Source organism: Pseudomonas sp. BF-B-26, from assembly GCF_019956495.1.
GTDB lineage: Bacteria > Pseudomonadota > Gammaproteobacteria > Pseudomonadales > Pseudomonadaceae > Aquipseudomonas.
The window spans coordinates 1-21,703 of record NZ_JAHBDP010000057.1 but is presented as its reverse complement, the minus strand read 5'-3'; the positions used below and the strand labels follow the sequence as shown (position 1 = coordinate 21,703).

The 21,703-nt window shown below is 58.8% G+C and carries 16 protein-coding genes and 1 pseudogene; 9 read left to right on the top strand and 8 right to left on the bottom strand.

Annotation, left to right across the window (positions count from 1 at the left end):
* Positions 1-126 precede the first annotated feature (126 nt).
* The gene (cysK, locus tag KGB03_RS06395) at positions 127-1,101 is read left to right on the top strand and encodes a cysteine synthase A (RefSeq protein WP_134097854.1); all 975 of its coding nucleotides are present in this window, start codon (positions 127-129) and stop codon (positions 1,099-1,101) included.
* Between the two features lie 210 nt (positions 1,102-1,311).
* Positions 1,312-2,250 (top strand): aspartyl/asparaginyl beta-hydroxylase domain-containing protein, encoded by a 939-nt coding sequence (locus KGB03_RS06390; protein ID WP_008153168.1) that lies wholly within the window; start codon positions 1,312-1,314, stop codon positions 2,248-2,250.
* Positions 2,251-2,303: 53 nt separating this feature from the next.
* On the opposite strand, the gene KGB03_RS06385 is transcribed toward KGB03_RS06390, so the two are convergent.
* Together KGB03_RS06385 and KGB03_RS06380 are read right to left on the bottom strand one after the other, a co-directional pair.
* Positions 2,304-2,501: a hypothetical protein gene (locus KGB03_RS06385; protein WP_134097859.1), complete on the bottom strand. Its 198-nt coding sequence runs from the start codon at positions 2,499-2,501 to the stop codon at positions 2,304-2,306.
* On the bottom strand, positions 2,498-3,043 hold the full coding sequence (locus KGB03_RS06380; RefSeq protein WP_223526597.1) for a hypothetical protein: 546 nt from the start codon (positions 3,041-3,043) through the stop codon (positions 2,498-2,500). Before KGB03_RS06380 ends, KGB03_RS06385 begins: the two co-directional genes overlap by 4 nt.
* A gap of 456 nt (positions 3,044-3,499) precedes the next feature.
* On the opposite strand from KGB03_RS06380, the gene KGB03_RS06375 reads away from it, so the two are divergent.
* Positions 3,500-4,363, top strand: coding sequence for a DMT family transporter (locus tag KGB03_RS06375; protein WP_218536416.1), 864 nt, complete (start codon positions 3,500-3,502; stop codon positions 4,361-4,363).
* Positions 4,364-4,550: 187 nt separating this feature from the next.
* On the opposite strand, the gene KGB03_RS06370 is transcribed toward KGB03_RS06375, so the two are convergent.
* On the bottom strand, positions 4,551-5,459 hold the full coding sequence (locus KGB03_RS06370) for a DMT family transporter (protein WP_223526596.1): 909 nt from the start codon (positions 5,457-5,459) through the stop codon (positions 4,551-4,553).
* 129 nt (positions 5,460-5,588) lie between these two features.
* Here KGB03_RS06370 and aceK point away from each other — a divergent pair, with 129 nt between their 5' ends.
* The 3 genes from aceK to KGB03_RS06350 all read left to right on the top strand — a co-directional run bounded on the left by aceK (position 5,589) and on the right by KGB03_RS06350 (position 12,899).
* Positions 5,589-7,307: a bifunctional isocitrate dehydrogenase kinase/phosphatase gene (aceK, locus tag KGB03_RS06365; RefSeq protein WP_111450786.1), complete on the top strand. Its 1,719-nt coding sequence runs from the start codon at positions 5,589-5,591 to the stop codon at positions 7,305-7,307.
* Positions 7,308-7,555: 248 nt separating this feature from the next.
* Complete coding sequence (gene hrpA, locus KGB03_RS06360) at positions 7,556-11,467, top strand: ATP-dependent RNA helicase HrpA (RefSeq protein ID WP_223526595.1); 3,912 nt, start codon at positions 7,556-7,558, stop codon at positions 11,465-11,467.
* A gap of 310 nt (positions 11,468-11,777) precedes the next feature.
* Complete coding sequence (locus KGB03_RS06350; protein WP_223526594.1) at positions 11,778-12,899, top strand: beta-ketoacyl-ACP synthase III; 1,122 nt, start codon at positions 11,778-11,780, stop codon at positions 12,897-12,899.
* A 301-nt stretch (positions 12,900-13,200) separates the two neighbouring features.
* On the opposite strand, the gene KGB03_RS06345 is transcribed toward KGB03_RS06350, so the two are convergent.
* Positions 13,201-14,517 carry a putative porin gene (locus KGB03_RS06345; RefSeq protein ID WP_218536419.1) on the bottom strand — a complete coding sequence of 439 codons (1,317 nt, stop codon included), beginning with the start codon at positions 14,515-14,517 and terminating at the stop codon, positions 13,201-13,203.
* Between the two features lie 282 nt (positions 14,518-14,799).
* On the opposite strand from KGB03_RS06345, the gene KGB03_RS06340 reads away from it, so the two are divergent.
* Positions 14,800-15,924 (top strand): GNAT family N-acetyltransferase, encoded by a 1,125-nt coding sequence (locus KGB03_RS06340; protein WP_223526593.1) that lies wholly within the window; start codon positions 14,800-14,802, stop codon positions 15,922-15,924.
* A 112-nt stretch (positions 15,925-16,036) separates the two neighbouring features.
* Here KGB03_RS06340 and KGB03_RS06335 read toward each other — a convergent pair whose 3' ends face one another.
* The 4 genes and pseudogenes from KGB03_RS06335 to KGB03_RS06320 form a co-directional block, all read right to left on the bottom strand.
* Complete coding sequence (locus tag KGB03_RS06335) at positions 16,037-17,869, bottom strand: ABC transporter ATP-binding protein (RefSeq protein ID WP_223526592.1); 1,833 nt, start codon at positions 17,867-17,869, stop codon at positions 16,037-16,039.
* A gap of 82 nt (positions 17,870-17,951) precedes the next feature.
* The gene (locus KGB03_RS06330) at positions 17,952-18,509 is read right to left on the bottom strand and encodes a peptidylprolyl isomerase A (protein WP_008153188.1); all 558 of its coding nucleotides are present in this window, start codon (positions 18,507-18,509) and stop codon (positions 17,952-17,954) included.
* A gap of 3 nt (positions 18,510-18,512) precedes the next feature.
* A pseudogene (locus tag KGB03_RS06325) lies at positions 18,513-19,318 on the bottom strand (alpha/beta fold hydrolase).
* A 14-nt stretch (positions 19,319-19,332) separates the two neighbouring features.
* Positions 19,333-20,256 carry a LysR family transcriptional regulator gene (locus tag KGB03_RS06320; protein WP_074874335.1) on the bottom strand — a complete coding sequence of 308 codons (924 nt, stop codon included), beginning with the start codon at positions 20,254-20,256 and terminating at the stop codon, positions 19,333-19,335.
* A gap of 49 nt (positions 20,257-20,305) precedes the next feature.
* Between KGB03_RS06320 and KGB03_RS06315 the strand changes: the two genes are divergently transcribed.
* Positions 20,306-20,635, top strand: a complete 330-nt coding sequence (locus tag KGB03_RS06315) for a 3-phosphoglycerate kinase (protein WP_223526590.1) — start codon at positions 20,306-20,308, stop codon at positions 20,633-20,635.
* A gap of 229 nt (positions 20,636-20,864) precedes the next feature.
* Positions 20,865-21,464 carry an FMN-dependent NADH-azoreductase gene (locus tag KGB03_RS06310; protein WP_223526589.1) on the top strand — a complete coding sequence of 200 codons (600 nt, stop codon included), beginning with the start codon at positions 20,865-20,867 and terminating at the stop codon, positions 21,462-21,464.
* The last annotated feature ends 239 nt before the right edge of the window (positions 21,465-21,703 follow it).

The window sequence follows — 21,703 nt, the reverse complement described above, 5'->3', positions numbered from 1 at the left end:
GGCGGCAAATCTCTGGCGGTATAAAGCGATTGACTGCTGCGGTTACGGGACGTTCGACTGACTGGACGACCAAGGGCAACAGGCATACCTTGGAGAGCTTATTTAACGCTGTATAAGGACCCAGCCATGAGCCGTATCTACGCTGACAACGCCCATTCCATCGGCAATACACCGCTGGTGCAGATCAACCGTATCGCCCCGCGCGGCGTGACCATCCTGGCCAAGATCGAAGGGCGTAACCCCGGTTACTCGGTCAAGTGCCGGATCGGTGCAAACATGATCTGGGACGCCGAAAGCACCGGCAAACTCAAGCCTGGCATGACCATCGTCGAACCGACCTCAGGCAATACCGGTATCGGCCTGGCGTTCGTCGCTGCGGCTCGCGGTTACAAACTGATGCTGACCATGCCGGCGTCGATGAGTATCGAGAGACGCAAAGTGCTCAAGGCTTTGGGGGCCGAACTGGTACTGACCGAACCGGCGAAGGGCATGAAAGGAGCGATCGAAAAGGCGGCTGAAATTGTCGCCAGCGACCCGGCTGCCTACTTCATGCCGTCGCAGTTTGAAAACCCGGCCAACCCGGCCATCCACGAAAAAACCACCGGTCCGGAAATCTGGAACGACACCGACGGTGCAGTCGACGTACTGGTGGCAGGCGTCGGAACGGGTGGAACCATTACCGGGGTTTCGCGGTATATCAAGAATACCCAGGGCAAACCGATTATTTCGGTGGCGGTGGAGCCAGCGGTGTCGCCAGTCATCACCCAGGCAATGGCCGGTGAAGAGATCAAGCCGAGCCCTCACAAGATCCAGGGTATTGGTGCCGGCTTTGTGCCGAAGAATCTTGATCTGTCGATGGTCGATCGGGTCGAGTTGGTCAGCGATGAAGAATCCAAGGCCATGGCCCTGCGCCTGATGCAGGAAGAAGGGATTTTGAGCGGCATTTCCTGCGGCGCCGCCATGGCGGTGGCCGTTCGCCTGGCGGAAACCCCGGAAATGCAGGGCAAGACCATCGTGGTGATCCTGCCGGACTCCGGTGAACGCTACCTGTCGAGCATGCTGTTCAGTGATCTGTTTACCGAGCAGGAGAATCAGCAATAGGCGTTGCGGTTTTTGATCCAGTGGGAGGGGGTTGATTCAGGTCAGCCCCCGTTCAGGAACCTTATGTTAAGAAGTGCTTTATTGCGTAATCCTTAACACTGAATGTTGAAATGCACGGGTGTTTCCCGAGGCCGGTAATGTTTATCATGACGGGCTGCCACGTCGGGTAAATGGCGTTATGCAAAGTTGTCTACTATCAAGGAGTTGTTGATGACCGTTTCCCTTGCCGCAAAGGCGTCGCTGTTGTTGCTGTTCTTCGGCAGCACTCTCTATGTGCATTTGCGCGGCAAGGCGCGTTTGCCGGTGTTGCGTCAGTTCGTCAACCACTCGGCGTTGTTCGCACCCTATAACGCCTTGATGTACCTGTTCTCCAGCGTGCCGTCCAAACCCTATCTTGACCGCAGCAAGTTCCCGGAACTGGATGTGCTCAAGGACAACTGGGAAGTCATCCGCGACGAAGCGATGCATTTGTTCGACGAGGGTTACATCCGCGCCGCCGAAAAGAACAACGACGCTGGTTTCGGTTCGTTCTTCAAGAAAGGCTGGAAGCGCTTTTACCTCAAGTGGTACGACAAACCACTGCCATCGGCCGAAGCCCTGTGCCCGAAAACCGTGGCATTGGTCAGTAGCATTCCCAACGTCAAAGGCGCCATGTTCGCGTTGCTGCCAGGCGGCAGCCACCTCAACCCGCACCGTGATCCGTTCGGCGGTTCCCTGCGTTATCACTTGGGGCTATCGACACCGAACTCCGACGATTGCCGGATCTTCGTCGACGGTCAGGTCTACGCCTGGCGTGATGGCGAAGACGTGATGTTCGACGAAACCTACGTGCATTGGGTCAAGAATGAAACCGACAAGACTCGGGTCATCCTCTTTTGCGACATCGAACGACCGCTGAGCAACCGCCTGATGACCCGCCTCAACCGCTGGGTCAGCGGTTTTTTGGGTCGCGCCACTGCACCGCAGAATCTTGATGATGAACGTGTTGGCGGGATTAACCATGTTTACGCATGGAGCAAGAACTCCAGCGACAAGTTCAGCGGTGTGATCAAACAGTGGAAGCGTCGCAATCCCAAGGCCTACCGTGTGCTGCGACCAGTGTTGGCGGTGGTGGTGTTTACGTTGTTGGGGTATTGGTTGTTTGGGTGATTGCGTGCAAGAAATGAAAAACCGCTCATTGGAGCGGTTTTTTTTCGCCGAAGTTATGGTCGCCCGGCGAGCACGTCAGGTTCGCCTTCGATACCCGTCGCAAGGACCTGTAAAATGCGCCGCTGACTGGCCGTCAGTTCTACTTTGACAGGTTTGTTTTCCTGGGCAGAGGAGCGTTTTCTTATGTGCGGGTTTCTGATGACTCCGTGCATATTTCCTCCGTTATCGGTCATTAATTGAACAGTTTTCACGATACTAGGCTCTCCACAGTTTTGACAAGTCGACCTTCAGCGTCTTCGTAGAAATCGAGTCGTTTATAAATAGAAATTGCACCTTCCAGCGGTTCCTGTACTTCGATGAATCTACTACCGATAATCACGGCGTAATGTTCGATGGCCGAAACAGCGAGGGCCGCAATCCGGTTTTTTAAAGGATGTGCTTCTTGCGGTCGCCCTTCCAATCGCACGATGCGGATTCGTTGCCGACTGTTGTTCGGATTCGCGAAGCATAGTCCGCACAATTCCTCTTCGAACCAGATGGCAATATCCAGAGACAAAGGCTCCTTTGCTTTCCATCCTATGACCTCATTCCATAAAAAGTGTGGATCCTCCCAGCGCTCGCAAGCATCCAGCGCCTGCGCATTGATGGCGTCAAACCGCACCCGCGATAGATCAATGTCCGTTGGGCCTGCCAGTTCCAGTTCATGTTGCAACTGAGCAGCGCTGATAGCAGCAAGCGTTCTAGCCCTCGATCGATACAACTGATACCGAAGATGCGTCCGTTCCCTTGGCATGTGATCTCGTGCATTCCCTGTCCCTCATAGCGGGCGTTTGCATTTCTCTCCAAGGTAGATTGCGGTGCTGCAGCTGTCGTTACTGGCCCTTTGACCAAGTCATTGCAATCTATGTCGCGGGCTGGTTATAGTCGGCGCTCGCCTGCTTTCCCGAGCACGGCCCTCAAAAAAGATCAGCCCATGCCTGCATCCCTCATCAACGCGGTAGTCGATTCAGCGGTCAACGCTGGCGTCGTGCCGTGCGGGAATCAGCAGCCTGCGCAGATCAGTCATTACCCCCCACCTGTCAGTAGCTCGCCGGTGTGCGCAGTCGTATCACCGCCAGGCGTTGGCTTTTCGGGCTGATCAGCTTTTTTCTGCTGTTCCCACGCCCGTCTGAAAAAGCGCCCGCTTGAAAAAACTACTGAATTTCAGCTTCGGCTGAGTTGGCTTTTTGCCTGACTACAGGTGGTATTCATGTTTGTCCTTTCGAAAAACACCGCGCTCGCGGCGGCGTCCACGAGCCTGTTCGTTCTGCTGTGGAGCAGCGGGGCGATTTTCTCCAAATGGGGCTTGGCCCACGCGTCCCCCTTTGCCTTTCTGCTGTTTCGCTTTGCCATCGCGCTATTCGGTCTGGTGCTGCTGGTGCCGTTGCTCAAGTTGAAGCTGCCCAAGGGCGGCAAGCCGATGGTGTATGCGATGGCCACGGGTGTGGTGTTGCTGGGGGCTTATCAGATTTTCTATCTGCTGGCCCTGGACCTGAAAGTCACCCCGGGAGTGATGGCGACGATCATGGGCGTGCAGCCCATTCTCACGGTGGTGATCATGGAGCGTCAGCGATCAGCCAGCAGAATGTTTGGTCTGACGCTGGGGTTGGCCGGGTTGATCATGGTGGTTTACCAAGGCATCGGTCTGGCCGGTATTTCGCTGGCCGGGATGCTCTTCGGTTTGCTGGCACTGGCGAGCATGACGTTCGGTTCGATCATGCAGAAGCGCATCACCGACAATCCACTCGGCACGCTGCCCGTGCAGTACCTGGCGGGGCTGTTGCTCTGCGGAGTCTTCGTGCCGTTCCAACCCTTTCATTTCGAACACGGCACCGGTTTTATCGTACCGGTGTTGTGGATGGGATTGGTCGTGTCGGTGCTGGCGACCTTGCTGCTGTATCGCTTGATCGCCCGGGGCAACCTGGTCAATGTCACCAGTCTGTTTTACCTGGTGCCGGCGGTAACGGCGGTGATGGACTACCTGATTTTCGGCAACCGGCTGGCGGCGTTGAGCATGCTGGGCATGTTGCTGATCATCATCGGTTTGGTGTTCGTATTCCGTAAAAACGCTTGAAACAAAACAAGGCGCTGCAGAACGCCAATCCGCTGGGGATTCGGCGGTTGGTGGATGGCGAGGTGAGTCAGTCAGCTTTGTAGCGTCTGAACAATCGCCTTCGCGAGCAAGCCCGCTCCCACAGGTTCAGCGCAATCCCTGTGGGAGCGGGCTTGCTCGCGAAGGCGTCATCAGCCGCACCACAACTCTACTTGGTCGCCCCCCCAACAGCCTTCACCACCGATGTCTTCAACACCAACCACAACGCCGCCGCAATCAACACCCCGCCATAGATGTGCGCCATCGACAACGGCTCATCCAGCAACAACGCCCCCCACAACACCCCGAACGGCGGAATCAGAAAGGTCGTGGTCATCGACTTCACCGGCCCGACCGAGCTGAGCAGGCGGAAGTAAATAATGTACGCAAGCGCCGTACATACCAGCCCCAACCCCAGCAGCGACAACCAGACACTCCAGCCGCCCCAGCTCTCCGGTGGCTGGCTGATCACGCTGTAACCGAACAGCGGCAACAGAAACAACGTCGCGCCCAGCATGCTGCCCACCGCCGATAGACGACTGTCGAGACCTCCGGCCTGATCGAGCCAGCGGCGCGCGAGGAATCCGGCGAAACCGTAGCAGGTCGTGGCGAGCAGGCAGGCGAGGGCGCCCATCAGCAGTTCCATGTCGAACGCCACCGGACCGGCTCGGGTCAGGATGCCCACGCCAAGCAACCCGAGGAACACGCCGCCAAGCTTGGCGGCGGTGAGCCTTTCATGGAAGAACAGACCGCCGATCAGCACGCCCATCAATGGCGTTGTGGCGTTGAAAATCGCCGAATAACCGGCCGGTAACACTTGCGCAGCCACCGAATAGAGGGTCGCCGGAATCCCTGAGTTGATCACTCCGAGCAGCATCACGGTTTTGAGTTTGCCTTTGAAATCCCAGCTGATGCGCATCAGACCGAGAATCACCAGCAGGCCGGTAGCGGCAATCGATACGCGGAAAAAAGCAGTGGGGATTGTGCCAATCACCGGGGCGATGATGCGCATGAACAGAAAGCTCGCGCCCCAAATGGCGGCAAGCGATAACAAACGCAGAGTATCGACGGGGTTCACAGCACGTTCCTTCCTTGATGGGCGCGCAAGTGTCGCGCCAGTCAGGACGCAAGGCAATGGTTGCGTTGCGTAACAAAGGGCCACTAAGCTCAGGCCCCACGATAAGCATCAGCCGCCGAGGTTTTACCTATGCCGCAGCAATGGCCAGCCGCCGACATCGCCCGAATGATCCTCGATGGCTTTGACGATTACCGCGAGCATTTCCGCCAGATCACCGACGGCGCCCGGGCTCGCTTCGAGCAGGCCAAGTGGCAGGAGACGCAATCGGCGTCGGCCGCGCGGATCAATCTCTACGAAGAAAAAGTCAGCGAAACGGTGGAGCGGCTGCGCATCGCTTTCGACGCCGACACGCTGGATGTCAGCTGCTGGCCGCTGGTCAAAAGCGCTTACATCACGCTGATCGACCTGCGCTTCGACGATGAACTGTCCGAAACCTGGTACAACTCGATCTTCTGCGGGCTGTTCAGCCACGACTTGATCAGCGACGGCTGCATGTTCATTCACACCACCCGGCCGAGCCTGCGCCGGGCCCGCGCCGCACAAACCCGCACCTACAAGCCTCAGGGGCAGTTGTCCGGGATGCTGGCGAGCATTTTTGCCGACTACCGCTTCAGCGAGGATTACGCCGACCTGGCCGGCGACCTGCGCCGCCTCGAAGCTCAACTGCGTGAAAACCTGCCGGACTGGGTCTGCAAGGACCCGGAATTGAGCGTCGAACTGTTTTCCTCGGTGCTTTACCGCAACAAAGGCGCGTACCTGGTCGGGCGCATCTACACCCAGGACGAACAATGGCCGCTGGTGATTCCGCTGCTGCATCGCGAAGGTCGCGGGATTCAGATCGATGCGCTGATCACCGATGAAGCGGACGTGTCGATCATCTTCTCGTTCACCCGTTCGTATTTCATGGTCGACGTGCCGGTACCGGCGGAGTTCATCGGTTTCCTCAAGCGCATTTTGCCGGGCAAGCACATCGCCGAGCTGTACACCTCGATCGGCTTCTACAAACATGGCAAGTCCGAGTTCTACCGGGCGCTGATCAACCACCTGGCCAACACCGACGACCAGTTCATCATGGCCCCGGGCGTGCGTGGCATGGTGATGAGCGTGTTTACCCTGCCGGGTTTCAACACCGTATTCAAAATCATCAAGGACCGCTTTTCGCCGTCGAAAAACGTCGACCGCGCCACGGTGATCGAGAAGTACCGCCTGGTGAAAAGTGTCGACCGGGTCGGGCGCATGGCCGACACCCAGGAATTTTCCGACTTCCGTTTCCCGTTGAGCAAGTTCGAGCCGGCCTGTCTGCAAGAATTGCTCGAAGTGGCCGCGTCCACCGTGTCGGTAGAGGACGACACCGTGCTGATCCGCCACTGCTGGACCGAACGGCGGATGACGCCGTTGAACCTGTATCTGGAGAACGCCAACGATGCTCAGGTCCGCGAGGCGCTGGAAGATTACGGCCTGGCGATCAAGCAACTGGCGGCGGCGAACATTTTCCCCGGCGACATGCTGCTGAAGAACTTCGGCGTCACGCGTCACGGGCGAGTGGTGTTTTATGACTATGACGAGATCTGCTTCCTGACCGAGGCCAACTTCCGGCATATCCCGCAACCGCGCACGCCGGAAGACGAGATGGCGTCGGAGCCGTGGTATTCGATTGGGCCGCTGGATGTGTTTCCTGAAGAGTTTCCGCCGTTTTTGTTTGCTGATTCCGGGCAGCGCAAGTTGTTCGATCAATTGCATGGTGAGTTGTACAACGCCGATTACTGGAAAAGCCTTCAGGAAGCGATTCGCGCCGGGAAGGTGATTGATGTGTTCCCGTACCGCCGTAAGGGCCTCGACAACGAATAGTCCCGCTGAGTGAACCCCCTGTGGCGAGGGGATTTATCCCCGTTGGGTTGCGAAGCGACCCTAAAACCATCCAGCGCGGCATTTCAGATAAACCGCGCTGACCGGTTTACGATTGCTTCGCAACCGAACGGGGCGGTGCGACGTTTCGATAAATCCCCTCGCCACAAAGGCAGGTTGAGTTCGTCGCCGAGCCCCCAAATCTGCGACAATCCACCCCCTGCGCCACTAGACGACTTATTGCGTACCTGATGACTGACGAATCGCCTTCCATCGACAAACTGCTGAAAAACCTCGATCACGCCATGCTCGCCGACCGCCACCGGCTGCGGCGGCAGTTGCTTGAGCTGCGCAAAAAACCTGACGAGGCCAAGCTGGCCCAGTGGGTGACGCGCACGCAGGCGTCCTGTGATCAGGTGTTGGCGCGGCGGGCCAGCCTGCCGGTGATTCGTTACGACGACAGCCTGCCGATCGCCGCCAAGCGCGACGAAATCAAAGCAGCGCTGCTCAAGCATCAGGTGCTGATCATTGCCGGTGAAACCGGTTCGGGTAAAACCACCCAGTTGCCGAAGATCTGCCTGGAAATCGGTCGCGGCCAGCATGGCCTGATCGGCCACACCCAGCCCCGTCGAATCGCCGCCCGCAGCGTGGCGAGCCGGGTCGCCGAAGAACTGGCGACGCCGTTGGGTGCGTTGGTCGGCTATCAGGTACGGTTCGAGGATCAGAGCGATTCCAACACCCTGATCAAACTGATGACCGACGGCATCCTGCTGGCGGAAACCCAGAACGACCGCTACCTCGAACGCTACGACACGATCATCGTCGACGAAGCCCACGAACGCAGCCTGAACATCGACTTCCTGCTCGGTTACCTGAAAACCCTGTTGCCGCGTCGTCCAGACCTGAAAGTCATCATCACTTCGGCGACCATCGACCTGGAGCGTTTCTCCAAGCACTTCGATGACGCGCCGATTGTCGAAGTCTCCGGCCGCACCTTTCCCGTGGAAACCTGGTATCGCCCGCTGACCCTGGAGCAGGACGAAGAGGGCAACCGCGTCGAGGACGACTTGACGGTGGATCAGGCGATCCTCGCCACCCTCGACGAAATCGCCGCGTTCGAACGCAGCGAGCGCAAGAGCCCCGGCGATGTGCTGGTGTTCCTGCCCGGCGAGCGCGAGATTCGCGACGCGGCGGACATGCTGCGCAAGGCCCAGCTCAAGCACACCGAGATTCTGCCGCTCTACGCACGGCTGTCGCCGGCCGAACAGCAGCGGATTTTCCAGTCGCACCCAGGTCGGCGCGTGGTCCTGGCGACCAACGTCGCGGAAACCTCGCTGACCGTGCCGGGCATTCGTTATGTGATCGACAGCGGTACCGCGCGCATCAGCCGTTACAGCTACCGCGCCAAGGTCCAGCGCCTGCCCATCGAAGCCATTTCCCAGGCCAGCGCCAACCAGCGTAAAGGTCGCTGCGGGCGGGTCGAGCCGGGTATTTGTATTCGTCTATACGGTGAAGAAGATTTCATCGGTCGCCCGGAATTTACCGATCCGGAAATCCTGCGCACCAACCTCGCGGCGGTGATTTTGCAGATGCTGCATCTGCGCCTCGGCGAGATCACCGATTTCCCGTTTATCGAGCCGCCGGATGGCAAAGCCATCAGCGACGGTTTCAACCTGCTGCAAGAACTCTCGGCGGTCGACCGCAACAGCCAACTGACGCCGCTTGGCCGCCAATTGGCGCGGCTGCCGGTGGACCCGCGCATGGGCCGCATGCTGCTGGAAGCGGCGAAACTCGGCAGCTTGCAGGAAGTGCTGATCGTCGCCAGCGCCATGTCGATTCAGGACCCGCGCGAGCGTCCGCCGGAACGTCAGCAAGCGGCGGATCAGGCTCACGCGCAATGGAAAGACGTGGACTCGGATTTCGCCGGGCTGGTCAATCTGTGGCGTGGTTTCGAAGAACAGCGTCAGGCGCTGACCGCCAGCCCGCTGCGCAATTGGTGCCGCAAAAACTTCCTGAATTACCTGCGTCTGCGCGAATGGCGCGACTCCCATCGGCAGTTGAGCCTGATCTGCCGCGACATGCAGTTGAGCCTCAACAAAGAACCGGCGGATTACCCGAAACTGCACAAAGCCGTGCTCTCGGGGCTCCTCAGCCAGATCGGCCAGAAAACCGATGAAGGCGATTACCTCGGTGCGCGTCAGCGGCGCTTCTGGATTCACCCGTCATCGGGTCTCGGTAAAAAGCGTCCGCAATGGCTGATGGCGGCCGAACTGGTGGAAACCACCAAGCTCTATGCGCGCATGGTCGCCAAGATCGACGCCGACTGGATCGAGCCGCTGGCTGGGCACCTGATCAAGAAAAACCACTTCGAACCCCATTGGGAGAAGAAGCGAGGTCAAGTCGTGGCGTTCGAGCAGATCACGTTGTTCGGGCTGATCGTGGTCGGTCGCCGGCCGGTGCACTACGGGCCGATCGACCCGGTGGTGTCTCGTGAGTTCTTCATTCGCGAAGGTCTGGTACGCGGCGAGATTCAGTCCAAGGCCAAGTGCCTGACAGCCAATGCGCAGTTGCTGGAACAGCTCGACGAACTGGAAGCCAAGGCTCGCCGTCGCGACATTCTGGCCGACGAAGAAACCCTGTATGCCTTCTACGATGCACGACTGCCGGCGGAGATCCACCAGACTGCGACCTTCGACAGCTGGTATCGGGTCAACAGTCAGAAAGACCCGCAGCTGCTGATCATGCGCGAAGAAGACGTGCTGGCCCGCGAGGCGAGTGAAGTCACCGCTTTGCATTACCCGGACACCTTGCACATCGGTGATCTGGAGTTGGCGCTCAGTTACCACTTCGAACCGAACCATCCACGCGACGGCGTAACCCTGCGCGTGCCGGCGCCGTTGTTGCCGATGCTGCCGTCTGAGCGCCTGGAATGGCTGGTGCCGGGCGTAATCGAGGCCAAGTGCATTGCGCTGGTGCGCAACTTGCCCAAAGCCCTGCGCAAGAATTTCGTACCGGTGCCGGACTTCGTCAAAGCCGCATTGCAGCGCATGACTTTCGCCGAGGGCTCGTTGCCTCAAGCGCTGGGTCGTGAACTGTTGCGCATGACCGGTGCGCGGGTCAGCGATGAAGCCTGGGCCGAAGCGTCGCAGCAGGTCGACAGTCATTTGCGGATGAACCTGGAAATCGTCGACGGCCAAGGCAAGTTCCTCGGTGAAGGGCGCGATTTGGCAGAACTGACCGCACGCTTTGCCGAAGCCAGTCAGGCTGCATTGGCCGTGCCGCAAACCGCGAAAAACCAGCAACCGGTGGAGCCGAAAGTGTTTGCCGCCGTCGCCGAGAAAACCCAGCAGAAGATCGCCGGGTTATCGATGACGGTGTATCCGGCGCTGGTGGAAGAGAGCGGCACGGTCAAGGAAGGACGTTTCTCGACGCCGGCCGAAGCCGAGTTTCAACATCGCCGCGCCTTGCAGCGTTTGCTGATGCAGCAACTGGCCGAACCGGCGAAGTTCCTGCGCAGCAAGTTGCCGGGGCTGACCGAATTGGGCCTGATGTACCGCGACATGGGGCGCGTCGACAGTCTGGTCGAAGACATTCTGCTGGCCAGCCTCGACAGCTGCATTCTCGACGGCGAAGACCCGCTGCCACGGGATGGCGCCGGGTTGGCCTCACTGGCTGAACGCAAGCGCGGTGGCTGGACCGAGCATGCCGAGCGCTTGGCCAAGCTGACGCTGGAGATTCTCAAGCTCTGGCACGGCCTGCAAAAACGCTTCAAGGGCAAGATCGACCTGGCGCAAGCCGTGGCCCTGAACGACATCAAACAGCAACTCAGTCACCTGGTGTATCCGGGCTTCGTCCGGGAAACCCCGATGCAGTGGCTCAAGGAGTTGCCGCGTTATCTGAAAGCGGTCGAGCAGCGCTTCGAGAAAATCGGCGCTCAGGTGCAGAGGGATCGGGTCTGGAGCGGCGAGTTGTCTGGCCTGTGGACGCAATATCAAACTCGCGCCAACAAACATGCCCAGGAAGGCAAACGCGATCCGCAGCTGGAACTCTATCGCTGGTGGCTGGAGGAATACCGGGTTTCCCTGTTCGCCCAACAATTGGGGACCAAGGTGCCGATCTCCGACAAGCGCCTGAACAAGCAATGGACCCAGGTCGAACCCTGAACCCTGTGGGAGCGGGCTTGCTCGCGAAGGGGCCGTCAGCTTCAACATCAATGTTGACTGATACACCGCTTTCGCGAGCAAGCCCGCTCCCACATTAGGTACGCGTTACTCTCGCAAAAGGCGCCAAAACCCATTGTTTATGGCAAACTTCGCGCCTATAAACGCCGGCCCCGCGGTTTTGAGCCTTCACAGGCCTGGGCGGATCGGAATAAAGCGATGCCAGGTTTGCTCCCCCTGACGGGAGCAGATCCTTTGTGTGTTGGTACGTCGGTGCCAACACTTTCTGCCTGAACAGATTAGAGAAACGACCATGCATAACGTCGTCATCAGCGGCACCGGCCTGTACACCCCGGCCAACAGCATCTCCAACGAAGAGCTGGTGCAGTCTTTCAACGCCTACGTCGCGCAATTCAACGCCGACAACGCTGACGCCATCGCGCGCGGCGAAATCGAAGCGTTGACCGAGTCCAGCGTGGCGTTTATCGAAAGGGCGTCTGGCATCAAAAGCCGCTTTGTCATGGACAAGGAAGGCATCCTCGACCCGCAACGCATGGCGCCACGCCTGCCGGAACGCTCGAATGACGAGTGGTCGGTGCTTTGCCAAATGGCCATCGGCGCCGCCGAGCAAGCCTTGCAGCGTGCCGGCAAGACCGCCGCGGACATCGACGGCGTGATCGTCGCCTGCTCCAACCTGCAACGGGCCTATCCGGCCATCGCCATCGAAGTCCAGGAAGCCTTGGGCATCCAGGGTTTCGGTTTCGACATGAACGTTGCCTGCTCCTCGGCGACCTTCGGCATTCAGGCTGCGGCCAACAGCGTGCAACTGGGCCAGGCCCGGGCGATCCTGATGGTCAACCCGGAAGTCTGCACCGGTCACCTGAACTTCCGCGACCGTGACAGCCACTTCATCTTCGGCGACGCCGCGACTGCGGTGATCATCGAACGTGCTGACCTGGCAACGTCCAAGTACCAGTTCGACATCGTCAGCACCAAGCTGCTGACCAAGTTCTCCAACAACATCCGCAACAACTTCGGCTTCCTCAACCGCGCGGCGGAAGAGGGCATCGGTACCAAGGACAAATTGTTCGTGCAGGAAGGCCGCAAGGTGTTCCGCGATGTCTGCCCGATGGTCGCCGAGCTGATCGCTACGCACCTGGAAGAGAACACGCTCAACATCGGCGACGTGAAACGCTTCTGGCTGCACCAGGCCAACCTCAGCATGAACCACCTGATCGTCAAGAAGCTGCTGGGCCGCGAAGCCACCGAAGAAGAAGCCCCGGTGATTCTCGACACCTACGCCAACACCAGCTCCGCCGGTTCCGTGATTGCGTTTCACAAGAACCAGGACGATCTGGCTGCAGGTTCGCTGGCCGTGCTCAGCTCGTTCGGCGCTGGTTACTCGATTGGTAGCGTGATTCTGCGCAAGCGCTGAGTTTGGCTTAAAAGATCGCAGCCTGATTTTTGGCGAGGACACTTTCCTGTGGCGAGGGAGCTTGCTCCCGCTCGGCTGCGAAGCAGTCGTAAAACCAGCGAGTGGGTTTTGTCTGGAGGAATACATGGGGCCGCTTCGCGCCCCAACGCGAGCAAGCTCGCTCGCCACAAAGGTCCGGCTGTGTAGCGGGAAATGAAAACAGCCTCGCGTTGGTCTATCGGACGGATGATGGGGACCGATACCACAACGCGAGTTTGTAAAAGCGCCTCGGGCTTCCTTGCCCGAGTCGTGTAGCGGGGAATCAGAACTTCGCTTCGGCATCCAGTTGCAGGGTGTTGATGTCGGAGTCTTTCAGGTTGGCGTTAGTGTAGTCAGAGTTAGCCATGAAGTACGTCGCGCCGAGGTTGAAGTTCTTGTCCAACTCGTAGCTCACTTTCAGCTTGCTGCCGCGCGAACCGGTGAAACCGTTGGCGAAGTCGGAGTCGGTGAAGGCGCCGACCACCGCGTTACGCTGTACGTCGCGGTAGTTGTAGTCCACTGCGAAGCCGTAGAACTTGGTCTTTACACCGGCCAACCAGGCAGAGTCCTGATCGTTGCTGGCGTCCTTGTTGTTCACGTACTGACCGTACAGCGAGAGCGGCATAGGCAGGCCACCGATGTCGAGCTGGCCGAAGCCTTCGTACAGTTTGAATTGCTCGTTCGGGCTGTTGCCGTTGATGGCCAGTGCGGCTGGAATGCTGGTGCCGCCTGTGCGGATGTCGTCGTCGTTGTCGTAGCCGTAGATGCTGCCACCCAGGGTCAGTTTCAGGTTGTCGGTGATAGCGAAGCGCGCGCCCAACTGGCCGGCGTACAGACGCAAGTCGTGCTTGAACTGCACGCCGTCGCCGTCGACGTTGTCCTTGAGGGTGTAGTGGCCGGCGCTACCGAACAGCTCGGTGCTGGCGCCCAGCGGGTATTTGTAAGCCAGCGACAGACCTTCCGGGCTGATGTCGCTATCCCAGATGATGTCGCCCATGCTCACCCATTGCTGCGGCATCTTGCCGCCAACGATGTGCAGGTTCTTGATGGCGTCCGGGTGGTAGTCGACGTAACCCTGGTCCAGCCAGATCTGCTTCTTGTCGAAGTAATTGTCCAGACTCTGGTTGGTGGAGCGAGCGTCGTCGTTGTTGCCGGTGGCGATACGAATACCGGTGTCGACCTGAGGGTTGATCTCGCTGTAGGCACCCAGGCGGGCACGAATGCGCTGACGATCCTGGTCTTTGCTGTTTGAAACGCCATCGTTGTGGACGTTTTCCTGACGGAAACGCACATCACCCTTGAATTGGGTCTTGGCGGCCCACGCCAGTTTTTGGTCGAAGGTACTCAGTTCATTGGTTTTCTTCGCAGTCGCCGCGATCTGCTCGTTGGTCTCTTGTTGAGCCTGGCGGGCGATTTGCTGGTCTTTCTGATCCCTGGCCAGCTCGGCTTGCAGTTCGGTGTACTGCGCAGGCGAAATCGAGCCGTTTGCCTTGAGCATGTCGAGCAGTTTGGCGTCGACTGCGGCGCTGGCCGGTACACTCATGGCCAGCAGCAACCCGCCACACAAGGCTGCCGCAGTTTTCGTGGAAGCAAGACGCATATCAATCTCCGAAGATGTAATGGGATGACTGAGCCATCCAGGACACAACCGACCTTTGAGGGCGGAAAACAGTGACCAGGTTTAGAACCCGGCGCTCTAAAAACAGGCGCCAGTATCGCGATGGTTTATGACAGGGCAGTGGCAATGTGATGGCGTCTCGATGACGATACAAAGTCATCGAGAACTATTGAGCGAGAGCGCTGTCGTCGAATTGCTCGTGTGGATTTTTTGGCGATGGGCGATACTCGCCGGGCTTTCACGCAAAGAAGTAGGAAAGAACTGATGCCGCTGCAACGTCTGGAAAGTCTGTCTGAAATCGCGTCGCAGACGTGGGATGCCCTGGTGCCCGAGAATCAGCCCTTTCTGCGCCACGCCTTTCTCAGCACGCTGGAAGACAGCGGCAGCGTCGGCCCTCATTCCGGCTGGCAACCCGAGCATTTGTTGCACATCGAAGGCGATCGCCTGATTGCCGCGCTGCCCAGTTACCGCAAATGGCATTCCTACGGCGAGTACGTGTTCGACCACGCCTGGGCCGATGCCTGTGAGCGTGCCGGGATCGATTACTACCCCAAGCTGCTGACGGCTGTGCCGTTCAGTCCGGTCAGTGGCCCGCGTTTGCTGGCGGCCACGCTCGAGGACGGTTTTGAACTGTTGAAAAGCCTGCCGGGCTACCTTGAAATCGAACAACTCTCCAGTGCCCACATCAACTTCACCGACCCGTTCACTGACGCAGCCTTGGCCGAGCAGCCGGGCTGGTTGCAGCGAATCGGCTGTCAGTACCACTGGCAGAATCGCGGCTATCGGGATTTTCAGGACTTCCTCGACGCTCTCAGTTCGCGCAAGCGCAAACAGATGCGCAAGGAGCGCGAGCAAGTGGCGGGGCAGGGCATTGATTTCGAATGGCTTGAAGGTAGGCAACTCGATCAGGCGCAGTGGGATTTTGTCTATGCCTGCTACGCCAACACCTACGCAGTGCGTCGGCAAGCGCCGTATCTGACGCGGGAGTTTTTCAGTTTGCTGGCCGAGCGCATGCCAGAGTCGATTCGTGTGGTGTTGGCCAAGCAAGGCTCACGGCCGGTGGCCATGGCCTTCAGTCTGGTGGGCGGCGACAGTTTTTACGGTCGTTATTGGGGCTGTCTGGCGGAGTTCGACCGTCTGCACTTCGAGACCTGTTTCTACCAGGGCATGGATTACGCAATTGCCAATGGCTTCCAGCGTTTCGATGCCGGTGCCCAGGGTGAGCACAAGTTGATTCGCGGGTTCGAACCCGTGATCACTCATTCATGGCACAACTTGCGTCATCCCGGCCTGAAAGCCGCCGTCAAAGACTTCCTGCAGCAAGAGCGCGCTGGTGTGTTGGCGTATGCCGAGGAAGCGAGGACGGCTTTGCCTTACCGGCAAGACTGAAGGGGGCAAGATCGTTCCCACGCTCTGCGTGGGAATGCAGCCCGTGACGCTCCGCGTCACTGGACGCTCTGCGTCCCTTGAGGCATTCCCACGCAGAGCGTGGGAACGATCATCAATCGATGCCGACAAATCCACCTGTCTGGTGCTGCCACAACCGCGCATACAACCCGCCATGGGCCAGCAGTTCGGCGTGGCTGCCGGTTTCGGCGATCTTGCCTTTTTCCAGCACCACCAGCCGGTCCATGCGGGCGATGGTCGAGAGCCGGTGAGCGATGGCAATTACGGTTTTGCCCTGCATCAGGGTTTCGAGGCTTTCCTGGATCGCTGCTTCGACCTCCGAATCCAGCGCCGAGGTGGCCTCGTCCATGATCAGGATCTGCGCGTCCTTGAGCAGCACGCGAGCAATCGCAATCCGCTGACGCTGACCGCCGGAGAGTTTCACCCCACGCTCACCGACGTGGGCATCAAAACCGGTGCGACCTTCGGAGTCCGACAACAACGGGATGAACTCGTCGGCGCGGGCCTTGTGCACCGCCTCCCAGAGTTCGGCGTCGGTGGCGTTGGGTTTGCCGTACAACAAATTGTCGCGGATCGAACGATGCAGCAGGGACGTGTCCTGGGTGATCATGCCAATGCGCTCGCGCAGGCTTTCCTGGCCGACTTCGGCGATGTTCTGGCCGTCGATGAGGATGCGTCCGCCCTCCACGTCATAGAGGCGCAGCAGCAGGTTAACCAGGGTTGATTTGCCTGCGCCGGATGGACCGATCAGGCCGATTTTCTCACCGGGCTTGATGGTCAGGTTGAGGTCACCGATGATCCCGCTCTTCTTGCCGTAGTGGAAATCCACGTGCTCGAAACGCACCTCTCCACGGGTGACCGCCAGCGGTTTGGCCTGCTCGCGATCGGTGACGCTGACCGGTTGAGAGATGGTCTGCAAACCGTCCTGAACCATGCCGATGTTTTCGAAAATGCCGGTGACCACCCACATGATCCAGCCGGACATGTTGACGATGCGGATCACCAGGCCGGTGGCCAGGGCAATCGCGCCTACGGTGATCAGCGACTGCGTCCACAGCCACAGGGCCAGGCCGGTGGTGCCGACGATCAGCAAGCCGTTCATGCTGGTGATGACCACGTCCATGCTGGTGACCACCCGGCCGGCCAGTTGGGCTTTTTCGGTTTGTTCCTTGATCGCTTCGCGAGCGTATTGCTGCTCGAAGTTGGTGTGGGCGAACAGCTTCAGGGTGGTGATGTTGGTGTAGCCGTCGACGATCCGCCCCATGAGTTTGGAACGCGCATCGGAGGACACGACCGAACGTTCCTTTACCCGTGGCACGAAGTAGTAAAGGGCACTGATGAAGGCGACGATCCAGGTCAGCAGCGGGATCATCAGGCGCCAGTCGGCTTCGGCGAACAGCACCAGCGAACTGATCGCGTAGATCAGCACGTGCCACAGCGCGTCCACCGCTTGCACGGCTGAATCGCGCAGCGAGTTGCCGGTCTGCATGATGCGTTGGGCGATGCGCCCGGCGAAGTCATTCTGGAAAAAATTCAGGCTCTGTTTGAGCACATAACTGTGGTTCTGCCAGCGGATCAGGCTGGTCATGCTGGGGCTCAGGGTCTGGTGCACCAGCAGGTCATGCAGGCCGACAAAAATCGGCCGGAACACCAGGGCTACCACCGCCATCCAGGCCAGTTCGATGCCATGTTCCTTGAAGAAATCGACGTTCGGCGTGCCTTGGGTCAGGTCGATGATGCGGCTCAGGTAACTGAACAGCGCCACCTCGATCAGCGCACCGATCAGACCGACGATCAGCAGGACGGCGAAACTCGGCCAGACCTGCTTCAGGTAATAGGTATAAAAAGGCAGAACCCGATCCGGCGGCGCGGCCGTCGGGGCCTCGCGGAAAATGTCGATCAGTTTCTCGAAACGGCGATAAAGCATTGGTTCTCCGCCCGCGCACGGGCTCTCCTTTGAACAGTGTGAGCGGCGCACTCCGGCAGCCGCTCAAGACTTCCTGTGTAGCTTAGTCGATGACTTTGGCCGACTTGATGAACACAGGGTCGGCTGGCACATCTTTCATGCCGCCACGGGTGGTGGTTTGCGAGTTGACGATGACGTCTACCACGTCCATGCCTTTCACGACTTTACCGAAGACCGCATAGCCGTCACCGCTGTCGAGGAAGTCATTGTCCTTGACGTTCACGAAGAACTGGCTAGTGGCCGAATCAGGATTGGAGGTGCGGGCCATGGACAGTGTGCCACGGACGTTATGCAGACCGTTTTTGGACTCGTTCTTGATCGGTGCCTTGGTTTCTTTCTGCTGCATTTGTTGAGTGAAACCACCGCCCTGAATCATGAACCCTGGAATCACACGGTGAAAAATCGTGTTGTTGTAGAAGCCACTGTTGACGTAATCGAGGAAGTTTTTGGTACTGATCGGCGCCTTGACCGGGTCCAGTTCGATTTCGATCTGGCCATTGGTGGTCTCCAGCAGCACGTGCGGCGCCTTGGCGGGCGTTGCGGCCATCAGGTTGGCGGCAAACAGAACGGAGCCAGCGACGAGGGCGATTTTTTTCAGCATGGGTCAGTGATCCTGAGTGAGGTGGTGTCGACTGCGGTGAGAAACTCGAGCAGCGTTTGGTTGAATATTTCGGGTTGATCCAGCGGGGTGGCGTGGCGCGAATCGGCGATCACCACCAGCCGCGCATCGGGCAGCAGTTTTACGTAGGTCTCTTTCAGCGAGACCGGTGTGTAGTCACGGTCGGCGCTGACGATGAGCGTTGGACAGGACACCTTCGAAAGTCGTTCCTGAACCCCCCAGCCAACGATTGCATCGAAGCTGGCGAGATAAGCATGTTTGTCGTTTTTTGCCCAGCGCTCGGCCATTTTTTGTCGCAAATCTGCCTGTTCCGGTTTCGGGAACAGCTTGCCTCCAAGCGTGGTGCCGATGGCGCCGAGACTGAGTACGCGCATCAGGCTCCAGCGCTTGAACCACTGCCAGTAATCATCGCGGCTGCGCAGTTTGACCTCGGGCGCGCTGTTGACGATGCACAGGCTTTTGAGCAATTGCGGCTGGTCCACGGCCAGTTGAAAACCGATCATGCCACCCATGGAAAGTCCCACATAATGTGTCGGGCCGAGGTTCAAATGCTCCATGAGGGCGACCAGGTCGGCGCTGAACCCGGCGATGCTGTAGCGCTCGCGGGGTTTGTCGGAACGACCGTGGCCGCGTACATCCGGGACGATCACCCGGTAGCGGGCCGCCAACGCCGGGATCTGCTTTTCCCAGTCCAGGGTGCTGGAGCCGAGTCCGTGGACCAGCAGCAACGGCGTGCCGTGGCCATATTCCTCATAGTGCAGGTTGCAACCTTCATGTTCGAAATAGGCCATGCATACACTCCTTGTCAGGCTTGTTCAGGGGCGGCGAAAGGTGCATCCAGCGGCGCGGTATCAAAGGTGCGCAGCAGTTCGATGAGAATCTGCGTGGCCGGCCCCAAGGGTTTGTCCTTGTTCGAGTACAGGTAGAAGCTCGGGTTGCGGCTGCCACCCTGGTCCAACGGTAGCAGCTTGAGCAGGCCTTCCTTGATTTCCCGTTCAATCATGTGCCGAGGCAACCAGGCGAAACCCAGGCCGCTGCTGACAAACGTCGCCGCGGTGGCCAGGCTGCCGACGGTCCAGCGCTGTTCCGCGCCGAGCCAGCCGACGTCCCGAGGCTGCTGGCGACCGGAGTCGCGGATGACGACTTGCAGCTGGCTTTCCAGGTCCTGGAAATTCAGTTCGCGGTTGAGGCGGTGCAAGGGATGTTCGGGATGGGCAACCGCCACGAATTCGACGTCGCTCAATTCCGCGCCCAGGTAACCGGGAATGCTGAAGCCACTGATGGCCAGATCGGCCACGCCTTCGAGCAAGACTTCTTCCACCCCCGACAATACTTCTTCGCGCAGACGCACCCGGCAGCCACGGCTCTGCGGCATGAACGCGGTCAAGGCGCGAACGAGGCGGGCGCTCGGGTAGGCGGCGTCGACCACCAGCCGCACTTCTGCTTCCCAGCCCTGTTCCATGTGATGGGCCAGGTCTTCCAGCTGGCTGGCCTGTTTCACCAGTTGCCGCGAACGGCGCAACAGCACGCCGCCGGCTTCGGTCAGCACCGCTTTGCGGCCGTCGATGCGCAACAGCGGTACGCCGAGTTGGTCCTGCATGCGCGCCACGGTGTAGCTCACCGATGATTGCGAGCGGTGCAGCGCTTCGGCGGCCTGGGCGAAACCGCCGTGGTCGACCACGGCCTGTAACGTTCGCCATTGATCAAGGGTCACGCGGGGCGCTTTCATGAATAGCTCCTCTTGTCCTAAGCTGGCAGTCCTTATTGGAGACTGCTGAATGAAAAAGCTTTGTGGTGTGGTATCGGGTTGTGTGCTGCTGGCGATGCTGCCGCTGACGGCGTTTGCCTATCCGATCGACGTTGAAAAACAACTGAACGGCATGAGCATCGACTACAACGCGTATGACACGGATAACGACATCGCCTCCATTCAGGTGAACAACTACGGCACCACCGATGCGGCCTGTAAGGTAGTTTTCAACAATGGCCCGGAAGCGCCACGTACCCGCAATATCGAAGTCGCCGCTGGTAAACACAAAAATGCCACCGCCAAGTTCAGCCGAAGCATCATCAAGATGCGTATCAAACTGACCTGCACCCCCAATTGACATTACAACCCTGTGGGAGCGGGCTTGCTCGCGAAGGGGTCGTGTCAGTCGACATCAATGTTGACTGACATACCGCTTTCGCGAGCAAGCCCGCTCCCACAAGGTACGCTCTGCTTATAAACGAATTTATTGATGGTTTATAGCAGTTATTTGCGCTTTTTCATCGATTTAACTCTGTTTAACCTTCACTCCATCGACTTACAACATTCTCAGATGGAGGCTACATCCCATGTCCCGCGTTCTGATCATCGAAAGCAGCGCTCGTCAGCAAGACTCGGTTTCGCGTCAACTGACCCAGACCTTCATCAGCCAGTGGCAAACCGCGCACCCGAACGACCACATCACCGTTCGTGACCTGGCCGTCAACCCGGTGCCGCATTTGGATATCAACCTGCTGGGCGGCTGGATGAAACCTGCCGAGCAGCGCAACGACATCGAACAGGCTTCTTTGGAACGCTCCAACCAGTTGACTGACGAATTGCTGGCTGCCGATGTACTGGTCATGGCCGCGCCGATGTACAACTTCGCCATCCCGAGCACCCTCAAAGCCTGGCTCGACCATGTGCTGCGTGCTGGCGTGACCTTCAAGTACACCGACACTGGCCCGCAAGGCTTGCTCAGCGGCAAACGTGCCTACGTGCTGACTGCCCGCGGCGGAATCTACGCCGGCAGCACCGCGGATCACCAGGAACCCTACCTGCGCCAGGTCATGGCGTTCATCGGGATCCACGACGTGACGTTCATTCACGCCGAAGGCATGAACCTGGGCGGTGACTTCCAGGAGAAAGGCCTGAGCCAGGCCAACGCCAAGCTTTCCCTCGTCGCCTGAGGTTTTAATCGCCAGATAATCCCTTGATGTTCAAGTGACCTGGCGCAACCCCTTCATGGCTTTACGCGCATCGAACCTCCCTTTGCACTTGTTGCTCCTGAGTGCTGTAGCCCGATTGAACGCTTAGCGAGATCGGGCTTTTTTTTGCCTGCGATTTGGTGATGAGCACACAACCCTTGTGGGAGCGGGCTTGCTCGCGAATGCGGTGTGTCATTCAATAATTATGGCGACTGGCACAC

Coding starts and splice junctions, on each gene's coding strand:
- KGB03_RS06335 (WP_223526592.1), bottom strand. CDS start 17,869: ATGCTTTATCGCCGTTTCGAGAAACTGATCGACATTTTCCGCGAGGCC.
- KGB03_RS06375 (WP_218536416.1), top strand. CDS start 3,500: ATGTTTGTCCTTTCGAAAAACACCGCGCTCGCGGCGGCGTCCACGAGC.
- aceK (WP_111450786.1), top strand. CDS start 5,589: ATGCCGCAGCAATGGCCAGCCGCCGACATCGCCCGAATGATCCTCGAT.
- KGB03_RS06390 (WP_008153168.1), top strand. CDS start 1,312: ATGACCGTTTCCCTTGCCGCAAAGGCGTCGCTGTTGTTGCTGTTCTTC.
- KGB03_RS06345 (WP_218536419.1), bottom strand. CDS start 14,517: ATGCGTCTTGCTTCCACGAAAACTGCGGCAGCCTTGTGTGGCGGGTTG.
- KGB03_RS06310 (WP_223526589.1), top strand. CDS start 20,865: ATGTCCCGCGTTCTGATCATCGAAAGCAGCGCTCGTCAGCAAGACTCG.
- KGB03_RS06315 (WP_223526590.1), top strand. CDS start 20,306: ATGAAAAAGCTTTGTGGTGTGGTATCGGGTTGTGTGCTGCTGGCGATG.
- KGB03_RS06320 (WP_074874335.1), bottom strand. CDS start 20,256: ATGAAAGCGCCCCGCGTGACCCTTGATCAATGGCGAACGTTACAGGCC.
- KGB03_RS06330 (WP_008153188.1), bottom strand. CDS start 18,509: ATGCTGAAAAAAATCGCCCTCGTCGCTGGCTCCGTTCTGTTTGCCGCC.
- KGB03_RS06340 (WP_223526593.1), top strand. CDS start 14,800: ATGCCGCTGCAACGTCTGGAAAGTCTGTCTGAAATCGCGTCGCAGACG.
- KGB03_RS06350 (WP_223526594.1), top strand. CDS start 11,778: ATGCATAACGTCGTCATCAGCGGCACCGGCCTGTACACCCCGGCCAAC.
- cysK (WP_134097854.1), top strand. CDS start 127: ATGAGCCGTATCTACGCTGACAACGCCCATTCCATCGGCAATACACCG.
- hrpA (WP_223526595.1), top strand. CDS start 7,556: ATGACTGACGAATCGCCTTCCATCGACAAACTGCTGAAAAACCTCGAT.
- KGB03_RS06380 (WP_223526597.1), bottom strand. CDS start 3,043: ATGCCAAGGGAACGGACGCATCTTCGGTATCAGTTGTATCGATCGAGG.